15 protein-coding genes are annotated in these 12492 nt (G+C 69.5%); 1 reads left to right on the top strand and 14 read right to left on the bottom strand.

Annotated elements, in window-relative coordinates:
* Positions 1-14 precede the first annotated feature (14 nt).
* Positions 15-1694, bottom strand: coding sequence for an ABC-F family ATP-binding cassette domain-containing protein (locus ACLQ29_RS03600; protein ID WP_425770198.1), 1680 nt, complete (start codon positions 1692-1694; stop codon positions 15-17).
* Positions 1695-1734: 40 nt separating this feature from the next.
* Entirely contained in the window at positions 1735-2340 is a 606-nt protein-coding gene (locus ACLQ29_RS03595; protein WP_425770197.1) for a class I SAM-dependent methyltransferase, read from the bottom strand.
* Positions 2341-2443: 103 nt separating this feature from the next.
* Here ACLQ29_RS03595 and ACLQ29_RS03590 point away from each other — a divergent pair, with 103 nt between their 5' ends.
* Positions 2444-3514 (top strand): hypothetical protein, encoded by a 1071-nt coding sequence (locus ACLQ29_RS03590; protein WP_425770196.1) that lies wholly within the window; start codon positions 2444-2446, stop codon positions 3512-3514.
* 22 nt (positions 3515-3536) lie between these two features.
* On the opposite strand, the gene truA is transcribed toward ACLQ29_RS03590, so the two are convergent.
* From truA to secY, 12 genes are all read right to left on the bottom strand, one after another.
* Positions 3537-4367: a tRNA pseudouridine(38-40) synthase TruA gene (gene truA, locus ACLQ29_RS03585; RefSeq protein WP_393370273.1), complete on the bottom strand. Its 831-nt coding sequence runs from the start codon at positions 4365-4367 to the stop codon at positions 3537-3539.
* A gap of 68 nt (positions 4368-4435) precedes the next feature.
* Positions 4436-4996 carry a 50S ribosomal protein L17 gene (gene rplQ / locus ACLQ29_RS03580; RefSeq protein WP_393370270.1) on the bottom strand — a complete coding sequence of 187 codons (561 nt, stop codon included), beginning with the start codon at positions 4994-4996 and terminating at the stop codon, positions 4436-4438.
* Positions 4997-5030: 34 nt separating this feature from the next.
* Positions 5031-6053, bottom strand: a complete 1023-nt coding sequence (locus tag ACLQ29_RS03575) for a DNA-directed RNA polymerase subunit alpha (protein ID WP_007465227.1) — start codon at positions 6051-6053, stop codon at positions 5031-5033.
* Positions 6054-6151: 98 nt separating this feature from the next.
* Positions 6152-6778 (bottom strand): 30S ribosomal protein S4, encoded by a 627-nt coding sequence (gene rpsD, locus ACLQ29_RS03570; protein ID WP_030489600.1) that lies wholly within the window; start codon positions 6776-6778, stop codon positions 6152-6154.
* 13 nt (positions 6779-6791) lie between these two features.
* On the bottom strand, positions 6792-7199 hold the full coding sequence (gene rpsK / locus ACLQ29_RS03565) for a 30S ribosomal protein S11 (RefSeq protein ID WP_030329919.1): 408 nt from the start codon (positions 7197-7199) through the stop codon (positions 6792-6794).
* Between the two features lie 87 nt (positions 7200-7286).
* Positions 7287-7667 (bottom strand): 30S ribosomal protein S13, encoded by a 381-nt coding sequence (rpsM, locus tag ACLQ29_RS03560; RefSeq protein WP_088950226.1) that lies wholly within the window; start codon positions 7665-7667, stop codon positions 7287-7289.
* A 267-nt stretch (positions 7668-7934) separates the two neighbouring features.
* Positions 7935-8048, bottom strand: a complete 114-nt coding sequence (gene rpmJ / locus ACLQ29_RS03555; RefSeq protein ID WP_088952025.1) for a 50S ribosomal protein L36 — start codon at positions 8046-8048, stop codon at positions 7935-7937.
* Positions 8049-8137: 89 nt separating this feature from the next.
* Positions 8138-8359, bottom strand: coding sequence for a translation initiation factor IF-1 (infA, locus tag ACLQ29_RS03550; RefSeq protein ID WP_007073013.1), 222 nt, complete (start codon positions 8357-8359; stop codon positions 8138-8140).
* A gap of 326 nt (positions 8360-8685) precedes the next feature.
* Positions 8686-9237 carry a DUF1707 SHOCT-like domain-containing protein gene (locus ACLQ29_RS03545; RefSeq protein WP_425770195.1) on the bottom strand — a complete coding sequence of 184 codons (552 nt, stop codon included), beginning with the start codon at positions 9235-9237 and terminating at the stop codon, positions 8686-8688.
* Positions 9238-9382: 145 nt separating this feature from the next.
* Positions 9383-10234, bottom strand: coding sequence for a type I methionyl aminopeptidase (gene map / locus ACLQ29_RS03540; protein ID WP_425770194.1), 852 nt, complete (start codon positions 10232-10234; stop codon positions 9383-9385).
* A gap of 87 nt (positions 10235-10321) precedes the next feature.
* Positions 10322-10975, bottom strand: a complete 654-nt coding sequence (locus tag ACLQ29_RS03535; protein WP_007465256.1) for an adenylate kinase — start codon at positions 10973-10975, stop codon at positions 10322-10324.
* Positions 10976-12304, bottom strand: coding sequence for a preprotein translocase subunit SecY (secY, locus tag ACLQ29_RS03530; RefSeq protein ID WP_425770193.1), 1329 nt, complete (start codon positions 12302-12304; stop codon positions 10976-10978). It lies immediately after the preceding gene.
* Positions 12305-12492 lie beyond the last annotated feature (188 nt).

Below are 12492 nucleotides of genomic sequence, written 5' to 3'. Positions count from 1 at the left end.
GGCCCGGGGACCGCTCAGCCCACGTCCCAGACCGGTTCCGGGGTCTCCACCACCTCGCTGTCGCCGCGGAACAGCACGAACCGGTCGAAGGATCGGGTGAACCAGCGGTCGTGGGTGACGGCGATGACCGTCCCCTCGAACGCGTTCAGGCCCGCTTCGAGTGCCTCCGCGCTGGCCAGGTCGAGGTTGTCGGTGGGCTCGTCGAGCAGCAGCAGCGTCGCCCCGGACAGTTCCAGCAGCAGCACCAGGAACCGGGCCTGCTGACCACCGGAGAGCGTGCCGAAGCGCTGGTCGCCCTGCGCGGCCAGCTCGTAGCGGCTGAGCACCCCCATCGCCGCCTGCCGGTCCATCCCGGTGCGATGCTCGTCGCCCCGCCAGAGGATCTCGACGAGCGTCTTCGACATCAGCTCCGGCCGGTCGTGGGTCTGGGAGAAGTGCCCGGGGCGGACCCGGGCGCCCAGCCGCACCGTGCCGTCGTGCGCCACCGGCGCGAGCGCGCCCGCCCCGTCGACCGGCCCGTTGGCCGGGTCCGGGTCGGTGCCACCCCGGGCCAGCAGCCGCAGGAAGTGCGACTTGCCGGTGCCGTTGGCACCGAGCACCGCCACCCGATCGCCGTACCAGATCTCCAGGTCGAAGGGGTAGGTCAGGCCGTCGAGCTCGAGCTGCTCGCAGATGACCGAGCGCTTGCCGGTCCGCCCGCCGCTGAGCCGCATCCGGATGTCCTGGTCCTTCGGGGGTACGGGCGGCGGCCCGGCCTCCTCGAACTTACGCAGCCGGGTCTGCGCGGCCTGGTAGCGCGAGGCCAACCCGTCGTTGTACGCCGCCTTCTGCTTGTACATCAGCATCAGCTCGCGCAGTTTCTGGTGTTCCTCGTCCCAGCGTCGACGCAGCTCGTCGAGGCGGGCGTGCCGGGCCACCCGCGCGGAGTGCCAGCTCGCGAAGCCGCCCGGGTGCACCCAGGCGCTGCCACCTTCGACGGCCACCACCCGGTCGGCGCTCTGGGCCAGCAACTCCCGGTCGTGCGAGACGTAGAGCACCGACTTGGTCGACTCGCGCAGTCGCGCCTCCAGCCAGCGTTTGCCGGGCACGTCGAGGAAGTTGTCCGGCTCGTCGAGCAGCAGCACCTCGTCGGGGCCGCGCAGCAGCAACTCCAACGCGAAGCGCTTCTGCTGGCCGCCGGAGAGGGTACGCACCGGTCGGTCCCGGACGGCGTCCCAGGGCTGACCGAGCACGATTGTCGCGACGGTGTCGAAGAGCACCTCCGCGTCGTACCCACCGGTTTCGCCCCAGGCGCCGAGCGCGTCGGCGTACGCCAGCTGGGCCTTGCCCGCGGCGTTGCTGAACTTGCCGTGCGCCTCGGCCGCCCGCATGGCAGCCTCGGTCTCGCCGAGCCGGCGGCCGGCGGCCCGCAGTGGCGGCGGGGCCAGGGAGAGCGCCAGGTCGGCGAGCGTCGACTCGTCGCCGATCATGCCGATGAACTGCCGCATCACGCCGAGGCCACCGGCCCGGGCGACCGCGCCGGTGCGCACCGGCAGGTCACCGGCGACCATCCGCAACAGTGTCGTCTTTCCCGCGCCGTTCGGGCCGACCAGGGCGACCTTGCTGCCCTCACCCACCCGGAACGACACGTCGGCGAAGAGTTCCCGACCGTCGGGCAGGATGTGCCCGACCGCTGCCACATCCACGTATCCCACGCCGGGATCCTGCCCCAGCGAGGGCCGGAGGGACATCCAATTACCGGGTGACCCGCAGCACCCGGAAGCCCTTCTGGCTGGCGTACCGCTCGACCTGCCAGCTCTGCTCGGTGAGCCAGCGTTGCAGCGAGTCGCCACCGAGGTGGCGGGCGACGACCAGCCAGCCGACGCCGTCCGGTGCGAGTCGGGGCAGCCAGCGCAGCAGCAGCTCGTGCAGCTCGTCCTTGCCGATCCGGATGGGCGGGTTGGACCAGATCTGGGCGAACCGGGTGTCCGCCGGCACCTCGTCCGGGGCGTGAACCCGGACCCGGTCGGCGGCGTCGACCCGGGCCGCGTTGGCCGCGGTCAGCTCGCGGGCGCGGGCGTTGACGTCGACCGCCCAGACCGTGCTCGCCGGCGCCAGGTCGGCCAGCACGCACGCGATCGGGCCGAACCCGCAGCCGAGGTCGAGCAGGTCACCGGCGGTGTCGGCGGCGGGCAACTCGGCCTTGCGCAGGAGTACGCCGGTGCCCGGGTCGAGACGGCTGGCGGAGAAGACGCCGCCGGCCGAGACGAGCCGGTAGTCGCGGTCGGCGACGGAGAACTCGACCTCGCGCGGCGGAGCGTCGCTGGCGGGCTGAGCGGTGAAGTAGTGGTCGCCGGTCACGCCGGCAATTCTCGCACCGGCCCGGGCCGACCATGACGCGACCCACGCGCACATTTCCCCGATATTACCCCCTAAAGGGACATTCGCTCCTACTCTGGGCGACATGGTGTATCGGTACGAGTCCGATGAGGACGCTTTCGAGGAGTACCCGGAGCCCGGGTCCGACCTGTCGGTGTTCGGCGCCGGTCCGCCCCCGCCGGCCGGGCCCTCTCCGTCACGCTTCCCCACGCCGTCGTTGCCCCGGGCGAACCAGCTCGCACTGCCGTCGACGCAACCACCGCCGACCCGTGCCGACATTCCGCAGGCCCCGCCCCGCAGCCAGGTCTACACCTCTGCCACCGCCTCGGAGCCCGGTGCCCGCCGTGGCAGCGGCCGGCTGTGGCAGGTGCTGATCGGCGGCGCGGCCGTCCTGGTGCTGCTCGCACTCTGCGGCCTCGGCGCCGCCGCGCTGCTCGACGAGCGCGACGGGCAACCGGCGGCCGAACCGACATACCAGCCGAACGCCACGCCGACGTCCGCCACGCCGGAACGGCTCGCCCTCGACTCCCGGGAATCCGACCAGGCCCCGCTCACCGCCAAGGAACTCTTCCCCGGCAAGGAGCTGAAACTCACCTCCGGCCAGCCGAGCTACCAGGTGCTCAAGACACAGTCCAGCGGAAGCTGCGCCGTCGCCGCCACCGGCGAGGTAGCCGACCTGCTGGCCCTCCTCGGCTGCAACCAGGTCGTCCGGGCCACCCTGCGTACGCCCGACGGCGCCCACCTGGTCACCGCCGGGTTGTTCAACCTCACCGACCGGGCCAGCGCGGAACGGGCCCGGGACCGGATCCGCCCACTCCTCGACGAACGGCAGGGCCGCTTCCGTGGCCTCACCGCCGGCGACGGAGAAGGAACCGACGTGCTGGCCAGCGCCCCCGCACGGGTCGGCTGGCAGGTGCGCGGTCACTACCTGGCGTACGCGCTTGTCGTCCGCGCCGACGGGGCGGCGATCAAGGCTGGCGACACCGCGGTCCGCGAGATCCTGTTCGACATGATCGACCTGCACCTCAGCCGGGGCGTCCTGCAACAGCGGGCCGACGGCGGCACCGCCGCCCAGCCGACACCGGAACCCACCACCGCCCAACCGACGCCGGAACCCACGGGCGGCAGCGGCGACGGCGGCCTGCCCGGGGAGTGAGCCCCCGCCGCGCCGTCGGCCCTCAGCCCTCGATCGGGACCCGCAGCCGACGGGTGAGGTCGGCCCGGCGGGCGTACTCGGACGGATCGGCGGGGTAGCCGACGGCGACCAGGGTCAGCCCGCGCGCGGGAGCCACCGTCACCTCGCTGGAGCGGTCCTGTCGGGTGAGCAGGCTGCCCGGCCACTCGACCGGACGGCGACCGTCCCCGGCCACCAGCATCGCCCCCACCAGACTGCGCACCATCGCCTGGCAGAACGCGTCGGCCTGCACGGTGGCGACCAGGATGCCGTCCGGATCACGGCGCCAGTCCAGCCTGGTCACCTCGCGCAACGTGGTCGCGTTCTCCTTGCGCCGGCAGTACGCGGCGAAGTCGTGCTCGCCGACCAGGCCGGCCGCGGCGGCGTTCAACGCGGCCAGGTCGAGCGGCTTCGGCCAGGCCAGCACCTCGTGCCGGCGTAGCGGCTCCGCGCCGAAGGGCGCATCGGTCACCCGGTACTCGTAGCGCCGGAAGGTCGCCGAGAACCGGGCGTCGAAGTCGGCCGGCACCTCGGTCATCGCGCGGACGCGCACGTCGGTGGGGAGCAGCCGGGCCAGGCGTCGCAACAGCCGCCCCTCGTGCTGCCGCCACACGTCGACAGGCAGGTCCAGGTGGCAGACCTGCCCGGTGGCGTGGACTCCCGCGTCGGTTCGCCCGGCGACCGTCAGCCCGGTGACCGTGCCGGCACCGAGGACCAGGTCCAGGGTCTCGACGAGCACACCCGCGACGGTGCGCCGGGTCGGCTGGGCGGCCCAACCGGAGAAGCCCGTGCCGTCGTACGAGACGTCCAGCCGCAGCCGGATCCGCTCGTCCACCTCGTACCTCCAGTTACGGATCGGGCCCGGCACCCCTGAGGGGTGCCGGGCCCGAACGACGCCCGAAATCAGGCCTTGTTCTCCTCGGTGGCGAGGTCGCTGTCCTCGCGCGCCGCAGCGGTGTCACCGGACGCCGACACCGGTGCCTCGGAGTCCTGGTCGGCCGAGGCCGACTGCGGGGCCTCGTCGGCCGGGGCGAGCGCCTCGACCTTGTCCTGCTGCGCGGCCTTGCGGGCGGCGGTCTTCTTGTTCACCTTGGGCTCGGCGACTTGAAGCTCTTCCACCAGCTCGATGATGGCCATCGGCGCGTTGTCACCCTTGCGCGGACCGGTCTTCACGATCCGGGTGTAACCGCCGGGGCGGTTGGAGTACCGGGGCGCGATCTGGTCGAACAGGGCGTAGACGACGTCCTTGTCCTTGACGACACCCAGCACCCGCCGCCGCGAGGCGAGGTCACCGCGCTTGGCCTTGGTGATGAGCTGCTCGGCCAGCGGGCGCAGCCGCCGGGCCTTCGTCTCGGTGGTCTGGATCTTGCCGTGCTGGAACAGCGCGGTCGCCAGGTTGGCGAGCATCAGCCGCTCGTGCGAGGGGCTGCCGCCGAGGCGGGGGCCCTTGGTGGGCGTGGGCATTTTTGGTGCTCCTCAGTTGTGGCGGCAGCGCGGACTAGAGCTGCTCGGTCTCGCGGTAGTCGTCGGTGTCGTAGTCGGCCTCGCCGAAGGTGTCCACGACGTGCGCCGGGTCGAAGTTCGGAGCCGAGTCCTTCAGCCCGAGACCCATCCCGGCGAGCTTCATCTTGACCTCGTCGATCGACTTCTGACCGAAGTTGCGAATGTCGAGGAGGTCGGCCTCGGTACGCCCGATGAGCTCACCAACGGAGTTGATGCCCTCGCGCTTGAGGCAGTTGTAGGAGCGGACGGTGAGGTCCAGCTCCTCGATCGGCAGGGCCAGGTCCGCCGCCAGCTGGGCGTCCTGCGGGGACGGCCCGATGTCGATGCCCTCGGCGGTCTCGTCCAGCTCCCGGGCAAGCCCGAACAGCTCCACAAGCGTCGAACCGGCGGAGGCCAGCGCGGTACGCGGACCCATCGACGGCTTGGTCTCGACGTCGATGATCAGCCGGTCGAAGTCGGTGCGCTGCTCGACACGGGTCGCCTCGACGCGGTAGGTCACCTTCAGCACCGGCGAGTAGATCGAGTCGACCGGGATCCGGCCGATCTCCGCGCCGGACTGCTTGTTCTGCGCCGCCGTCACGTAGCCCCGGCCCCGCTCGACGGTCAGCTCCATGTCGAGCCGGCCCTTGCCGTTGAGGGTGGCGAGCTTGAGATCCGGGTTGTGCACCGAGACGCCGGCCGGCGGCTGGATGTCGCCCGCGGTCACGTCGCCCGGGCCCTGCTTGCGCAGGTACATGCTGACCGGCTCGTCGTGCTCGGAGCTGACGCACAGCTCCTTGATGTTCATGACGAGCTCGACCACGTCCTCCTTGACACCGGGGATCGTGGTGAACTCGTGCAGGACACCGTCGATCTTGATCGAGGTGACGGCCGCGCCCGGGATCGACGACAGCAGCGTACGCCGCAGCGAGTTACCCAGGGTGTAGCCGAAGCCCGGCTCGAGCGGCTCGATGGCGAACCGCGACCGGGTCTCGTTGATCGACTCCTCGGAGAGGGAGGGTCGCTGGCTGATGAGCATCTTTTCTCTTCTCTTCCGGGGCGCCCGCTATTTGACGCCCACGACACAAACTGTTCCGGTGGCCCGCCCCGAAGGACGGGCCACCGAACGAGCTCGGACTACTTGGAGTAGAGCTCGACGATCAGCTGTTCCTGGACCTGCGTGTCGATGACCTGCCGGGCCGGGAGGGAGTGCACGAGCACCTTCATCTGGCTCGGGATGGCCTCAAGCCACGCCGGAACCGTCTTCGAGCCGGCCTGAGCCTGCGCGACGATGAACGGGGTGAGCTCCTTGCTCTTGCCCCGAACCTCGATGATGTCGTGCTCCTTGACGCGGTACGACGGGATGTCGACCTTCTTGCCGTTCACCGTGAAGTGACCGTGCTTGACCAACTGGCGGGCCATGTCCCGCGAGTGGGCGTAGCCGGCCCGGTAAACGACGTTGTCCAGCCGCGACTCGAGGATCTGCAGGAGGACCTCACCGGTCTTCGCCTGCTTGCCAACGGCTTCCTCGTAGTAACCGCGGAACTGCTTCTCCAGCACGCCGTAGACACGACGGGCCTTCTGCTTCTCGCGGAGCTGGAGCAGGTACTCCGTCTCCTTCGTGCGGCCGCGGCCGTGCTGCCCGGGCGGGAACGGCCGGGACTCGAACGGGCACTTCGGACCATCGCACTTGCTGCCCTTGAGGAACAGCTTCATCTTCTCCCGCCGGCAACGGCGGCAGTCTGCACCGGTGTAACGAGCCATCTCTCTCTACCTCTCAGACCCGGCGACGCTTCGGCGGACGGCACCCGTTGTGCGGCTGCGGGGTGACGTCGGCGATCTGCCCGACCTCGAGGCCCACGGCCTGCAGCGAACGGATGGCGGTTTCCCGGCCGGAGCCGGGGCCCTTGACGAACACGTCGACCTTGCGCATGCCGTGCTCCATGGCGCGACGCGCGGCAGCCTCGGCGGCCAGCTGCGCGGCGAACGGAGTCGACTTGCGGGAGCCCTTGAAGCCCACCTGGCCAGCGGAGGCCCAGGAGATGACCGCACCGGTCGGGTCCGTGATGGACACGATGGTGTTGTTGAACGTGCTCTTGATGTGCGCCTGCCCGTGGGCGACGTTCTTGCGTTCCTTGCGCCGGACCTTCTTGACAGCGGCTCCGGCACGAGCCTTCGGTGGCATAAGTCTGTGCGCTCCTAGTTGACTTTCCGGATTGGGTTGCGGCCTGACCCACCTCGGCGGCGGCCGACCCCGTCATCCGGTCAAGAACTACTTCTTGCCGGGCTTCTTCTTGCCGGCGACGGTCCGCTTCGGGCCCTTGCGGGTCCGTGCGTTGGTCTTGGTCCGCTGGCCACGCACGGGCAGGCCCCGGCGGTGCCGGATGCCGGCGTAGCAGCCGATCTCAACCTTGCGGCGGATGTCAGCGGCGACCTCGCGGCGCAGGTCGCCTTCAACCTTGTAGTTGCCCTCAATGTGGTCGCGGAGCTGCACGAGCTCCTCGTCCGTGAGGTCCCGAGCGCGCTTGTCCGGCGAGATGCCGGTAGCGGCGAGTGTCTCCTGGGCGCGGGTGCGACCGAGCCCGAAGATGTAGGTGAGCGCGATTTCCATCCGCTTCTCGCGGGGGAGATCCACGCCGACTAGACGTGCCATGTGCGGGCGTACTCCTCATGATGTGTGGCGGAGGTGTGGACCCGTCCCGTCCCGCTACCGGCCGTCCCGTCTTTCCGACGCGGTGAGCGCCGGCGACCGGGATCGGTCGCTGCCCGAGCGGGCCCCGGCCTCCGACCGGGGGTCAGCCACGAAGGAGTACGACTCGCGTACCGCTCGCGGCTGGGACGAGCATGTGTGATGTGTGTGTCGCTGAGGATCCGCCTGGACCAACGCCACCCGGCCGGTGTTACGGCCGGACGGGCTGAGTCAGCCCTGGCGCTGCTTGTGGCGCGGGTCGCTGCAGATGACCATGACCCGGCCGTGCCGTCGGATAACCCGGCACTTCTGGCAGATCCTCTTGACGCTCGGCTTGACCTTCACGGTTGCCTTACTTCCCATCTGGCCCGGGGCCGCGGTGCGCGACGCCGGACGTCGAAGACGGACACGGGACTTCCCGGCCGTCGTCAGGACTACTTGTAGCGGTAGACGATGCGCCCGCGGGTCAGGTCGTACGGCGAGAGTTCGACGACGACCCGGTCCTCCGGAAGGATGCGGATGTAGTGCTGCCGCATCTTGCCGCTGATGTGAGCCAACACCTTGTGGCCGTTCGCGAGCTCCACCCGGAACATGGCGTTCGGCAGGGGCTCGATGACCCGACCCTCGATCTCAATGGCTCCGTCTTTTTTCGGCATGTCCTCCGCTGTCCTGACGTCGATTGCTCCGGGCGGCCCACAACGTCTTACACGGAAATCTGATCAGAATCAGAAGACCGCGCCAGCCGCGGCTCCAGGTCCCACCGAAGCGCAGGGTGGGCATGCCGGAGTGGACGCTGTGCGCCGATCTGAAAGTGTACGCCGGCCTGCGGGCACCCGCCAAACCGGCCACCCCCAACCCACGCGCCGCCCCACCCAACCCCAGCCCACCCCCTGAACCCCACCCCCGTTGATCATGGAGTTATTGTCGCGACACGCCGGGATTGGTGGCGATAACGTCATGATCAACAGGGTGGGGATGGGGTTCAGGGGGTTGGTGGGGTGTCGTCTGGCTTGATGGCGCGCTTTGCCTTCTTACGCTCTCGGCGGCGTTGGCGCTTGATGGCCTGACGCTGGGGCTCCTTCGCGGCCAGCCCGGAGACCGTACGGATCACCAGCACCGCGCCCCAGGGCCCCGCCACCCAGACCGGCCAGAAGTAGAGCAGATCCTGGCTGAGCAGCGACGTCACCGCCCAGATGGTCACCACGATGGCGATCACCCGTAGGTACGGGAACCACACCTCAGCCAACCAGCGGGCCGTGACGCCCCTGGTGGAGGCCGGACCGCGCTGGTCGTCCAGCGGGCTCACGGTCTGCCCGGCGGCCAGCGCCAGGCCCGACCGCTGCGCCGGCGCCACCGGGGGCAGGTCGGTGAGCAGGGCCTCCAGCTCGGCGTACGTACGCGCCGCGTAGGCCCGCTGCACCCGCTCGTCGTACTCGTGCAGGTCCAACCGGCCCTCGCCGAGGGCGACCCGCAGCCGGTCGGCAACCACCTCACGGTCCGCGTCCGCCGCCCGCATCTCGTCGCGCCCGTCCATGCCGGCAAGCATGCCACCGCTGCGCCACTCCCGTCCGACCCGGGAGCCCGGTCGATCATGACGTTATAGCCACCGTTCCCGGCGTGTCATGACTACAACATCATGATCAACGCGTGGGGAGGGGGTGGGGTGGGGTGGGGTGGGGTCAGGGGGTGGTGGAGGCGGCGGGTTGGCGGGCGGTCACCAGGTCGCCCAGGCGGGCGCGGCCCCCGTCGAAGGCCGTGAGCACCCACACGCCGTCGGGCAGCAGCGCCATCGAGTGCTCGACGTGCGCCGCGATCGAGCCGTCCCGGGTGACGACCGTCCAGCCGTCGGCCAACTCGACCGTACGCGGGGACGCCATCGTGATCATCGGCTCGATGGCCAACGCCATGCCGGGCACCAGACGTGGGCCCTTGCCCGGCCGGCCGTGGTTGAGCACGTGCGGATCCTGGTGCATCTCGGTGCCGATGCCGTGCCCGCCGTAGCCGTCGACGATGCCGTACCGGCCGCCCTTGCGAACCGCGCTCTCCACCGCGTGCGAGATGTCGGTGAGCCGGCCCTTGCCACTGGCCGCGCCACGGGCGGCGGCGGCGATGCCGGCCCACATGGCGTCCTCGGCGACGACGGCCATCTTCAGCAGTGCCGGGTCGACGTCGCCGACCCCGACGGTGATGGCGGAGTCGCCGTGCCACCCGTCCAGCACCGCACCGCAGTCGATGGAGATCAGATCACCGGCCTGAAGCACCTGCTTCGGCGACGGGATCGCGTGCACGATCTGCTCGTTGACCGAGGAGCAGATCGACGCCGGGAACCCGTGGTAGCCCTTGAACGACGGCACGCCACCCGCCTCGCGGATGGTCGATTCGGCGATGGCGTCCAGATCGGCGGTGCTCACACCAGGGGCGACAGCCTCCCGCATCCGGCGGAGCGCCTCGGCGACCACCAGACCGGCGGCGCGCATCTTCTCGATCTGGTCAGGGGTCTTCAGCTGGATGTCCAGCTGGGGACGACGCATGGAGCGATTACCTTTCGTTGCCGAAGAGCGGGGCACGTCTCGCGTACCCCGCTCTTCGCACTCTATCCGCCGTGGTCCGGCGGGACCTCAGCCGCCGTACGACCGCAGTGCGTCGATGGCCCGGGTGGTGACGTCCTCCACCGGACCGGTGGCGTCGATCCCGACCAGCTTGCCCTGAGCGCCGTAGTAGTCGACCAGGGGTGCGGTCTTCTCGCTGTACTCACGAAGCCGGGTGGCGATCGTCTCGGGCTTGTCGTCGTCGCGCTGGAACAGCTCGGCGCCGCACCTGTCGCAGATGCCCGGCCGGGTGGTGGCGTCGAACTCGACGTGCCAGATCTTGCCGCAGCCCCGGCAGGTACGCCGACCGGACAGCCGCCGGATCACCTCGTCGTCGTCGACCACCAGCTCCAGGACCAGATCCAGCGCGGTGCCCAGGTCGGCGAGGAGCTTGTCCAGGGCGGCCGCCTGCGGAGTGGTCCGCGGGAAGCCGTCGAGCAGGAAGCCCTCGCTGGCGTCGGGCTCGGCCAGCCGGTCCCGGACCATGTTGATGGTGACCTCGTCCGGAACCAGCTCGCCTGCGTCCATGTAACGCTTGGCCTCGACGCCGAGCGGCGTGCCCTGGGTGACGTTCGAACGGAAGATGTCTCCGGTCGAGATCTTGGGTACCGACAGGTGCGCAGCGACGAACTCAGCCTGCGTGCCCTTACCCGCACCCGGCGGGCCAACCAGAACGAGTCTCATCTACCGCAGGAACCCTTCGTAGTTCCGCTGCATGAGTTGGCTCTCGATCTGCTTCACGGTCTCCAGACCGACGCCGACCATGATGAGCACAGCGGTGCCACCGAACGGGAAGTTCTGGTACTGCTGGCTGTCCAGCCAGATGAAGAAGAAGTTCGGCAGGATCGAGACGATGCCGAGGTAGAGCGCGCCCGGCAGGGTGATCCGGCTGAGGATGAAGTCCAGGTAGTCGGCCGTCGGCTTGCCCGGCCGGATGCCCGGCACGAACCCGCCGTACTTCTTCATGTTGTCCGCGACCTCGGTCGGGTTGAACGTGATCGAGACGTAGAAGTACGTGAAGAAGATGATCAGCAGGAAGTAGACCGAGATGTAGATCGGGCTGTTCGGAGCGACCAGGTTGTTCTGGATCCACGCCTGGACCTTGCCCGGATCGTTCTGGTCGAAGAACTGCAGGGCCAACTGCGGCAGGTAGAGCAGGGACGAGCCGAAGATGACCGGGATCACACCCGCCTGGTTGACCTTCAGGGGGATGTAGGTCGAGGTGCCGCCGTACATCCGCCGGCCGATCATCCGCTTGGCGTACTGCACCGGGATCCGGCGCTGCGACTGCTCGATGAAGGTGACTGCGGTGATGACCACCAGGACCAGCGCGATGACCAGGGTGAACTTGCCCCAACCCTTGGCGGACAGGATCTGCCCACCCTCACCGGGCAGCCGGGCCGCGATGGAGGTGAAGATCAGAACGGACATGCCGTTGCCGACGCCCCGGTCGGTGATCAGCTCGCCGAGCCACATGACCATGCCGGTGCCGGCGGTCATGGTGATCACCAGGATGGCCAGGGTCAGCCAGTCCGGGATGCCGGTGCCGGTCGGGATGATCGGGAACTGGTCGCACTTGTTCTGGAACAGCTGCCCGGAGCGGGCCAGGGCCACGAAGGCCGAGGCCTGGAGCACACCGAGGCCGAGGGTCAGGTAGCGCGTGTACTGCGTGATCTTCGCCTGGCCGGCCTGGCCCTCCTTGCGGAGCTGCTCCAGCCGGGGGATCACGACGGTCAGCAGCTGCAGGATGATCGACGCGGTGATGTAGGGCATGATGCCCAGCGCGAAGACCGAGAGCTGTAGCAGCGCTCCGCCGGAGAAGAGGTTGAGCAGATTCAGCGGGCCCGTCGTGTCACCCGAGATGGAGTCGAGGCACTTCTGCACGTTGCCGTACGAGACGCCCGGGCTGGGGAGCGTCGCACCCAGCCGGTAGACCGCGATGATGCCTACTGTGAACAGCAGCTTCTTGCGCAGGTCAGGCGTACGGAACGCACTGAGAAAGGCGGACAGCAACTTCTTCCTCCTGCGCGAGGCGGGCCGCCGGTGAACCCTGGCGGGTGGGTGTGGATCACGGGCGAGTGCCCGCAATCCATGGCTGGGATGGGACTCTAACAGTCCGACCCCGGTCCGGGCAGATGCGCCCGACTACATAAATCGATTCCGATGTTACCGGGCGCGTGAGAGCCCAGGCAGACCATGGC

Source organism: Micromonospora sp. DT228 (assembly GCF_049841595.1).
GTDB lineage: Bacteria > Actinomycetota > Actinomycetes > Mycobacteriales > Micromonosporaceae > Micromonospora.
The sequence above is the reverse complement of the archived record's forward strand: the minus strand, read 5'-3'. Positions and strand labels throughout refer to the sequence as shown.